This window comes from Acidovorax sp. JHL-9 (assembly GCF_000426205.1).
GTDB classification, from domain to species: domain Bacteria; phylum Pseudomonadota; class Gammaproteobacteria; order Burkholderiales; family Burkholderiaceae_C; genus Acidovorax; species Acidovorax soli.
The window spans coordinates 1-1,592 of the sequence record NZ_AUEX01000062.1 but is presented as its reverse complement, the minus strand read 5'-3'; the positions used below and the strand labels follow the sequence as shown (position 1 = coordinate 1,592).

1 protein-coding gene is annotated in these 1,592 nt (G+C 60.1%); it reads left to right on the top strand.

All coding sequences use genetic code 11. From position 1 onward, the window contains the following. The first annotated feature begins 265 nt into the window (after positions 1-265). On the top strand, positions 266-1,372 hold the full coding sequence (locus K225_RS0119120; RefSeq protein ID WP_026437816.1) for an IS5 family transposase: 1,107 nt from the start codon (positions 266-268) through the stop codon (positions 1,370-1,372). The last annotated feature ends 220 nt before the right edge of the window (positions 1,373-1,592 follow it).

Genomic DNA, 1,592 nt, shown 5'->3' with positions numbered 1-1,592 from the left:
GGCCCGTTCGCGGACCTCGGGGGAGAACTTCACTGACTTTTTCATGGCTCCATCTTCTCAAGGGTTGGAGCCTCCTCAAAACCCGGGGCGGTTCAAGAGGTTGCTCAACACCAGCCTGCAGTTCGTCCATCTGGCATTCTTGGCGCTACTACTCAAAAGACTTTGAACAGGCTCTAACAGGCTGTTGAATTTCACCCCCGTAAAGCCTGGCGTTCAAGAGCATCGTTAGAGATACTGACCACTCGCCCACCAAGGAGTCCAGACGATGCGGGGATCAGACGCGATGCAGGAGTCACTGTTCACCGTGGCCAAGCTGGAAGACTTCGTACCAGCAGACCATCCATTGCGCTCGATCCGCAGCTTGGTCAACGAAGCTCTGGTGCGCCTGAACGGCCTGTTCAACACCATCTACGCAGACGCAGGCCGCGCCTCCATCGCCCCCGAGAAGCTGCTGCGCGCCATGCTCATCCAGGTGTTCTTCTCGGTGCGCAGCGAACGCCAACTGGTCGAGCAGATCCGCTACAACCTGCTGTACCGCTGGTTTATTGGCTTGGCCATCGACGACGATGTCTGGGACCACTCCAGTTTCTCCAAGAACCGCGACAGGCTGCTGGAGCACCGGGTGGTAGAGAACTTCTTCACCGAGGTGATGACCCTGGCGGACAAGCGCAAGCTGCTCAGCAAGGACCACTTCTCGGTGGATGGCACCCTGATCCAGGCCTGGGCCAGCCACAAGAGCTTCACGCCCAAGAACGGCAACGATGGCGATCCCGGAGCCGGGACCGGCCGCAACGCTGCGGCCGACTGGCATGGCAAACCTCGCAGCAACGCCACGCATGCCAGCACCACCGACCCTGACTGCCGCCTGTTCAGGAAGAGTCAGAATGCAGCAGCCATCCTGGCCTACCAGGGGCATGTGCTGATGGAGCACCGCTCGAGCCTGGTGGTGGGCGCTGTGGTCACCCATGCCGATGGCTACGGCGAGCGCGCGGCTGCATTGGCGATGCTGGACACCTTGCCTGGCAAACACCCACGAACCATTGCAGCAGATAAAGCCTATGACACCCGGGACTTCGTGCAGGCGTGCCGCCAGCGGCATGTGACGCCCCACGTGGCCAGCCACAGCACCCGCTGGGGCGGCAGCGCCATAGACGGCAGAACGACACGCCATGCGGGCTATGCAGTCAGCCAGAGCATCCGCAAACGCATCGAGGAGCACTTTGGCTGGGGCAAGACCGTGGGGCGTATCCGCCAGACGGTTTACCGCGGCATTGAGAAGGTGGACCAGCACTTCAAGCTGACCATGACGGCCAGCAATATCGTGCGGATGGCGCGGATGTTCAGTGCAATGAGCCCGGTGGCGAGCAGATAGGGGCTTCAAGAGCAGCCGATGCCCACCGCCAAGCGGCTCAAGGGCTAGTTAAACAAGCAGTTTGCTGAGCACCTGCGACTGAAAGTGAGGGCGATCCGTCGCAGACGGTGAATTTCAACAACCTGCTAAACGGCATCGAAAGTGCCACAGTGGAGACGTTAGTTATTCCACTTGAACCAGCAGGAGCGTCCACCATGAAGATTACAACCATTGGCATCGA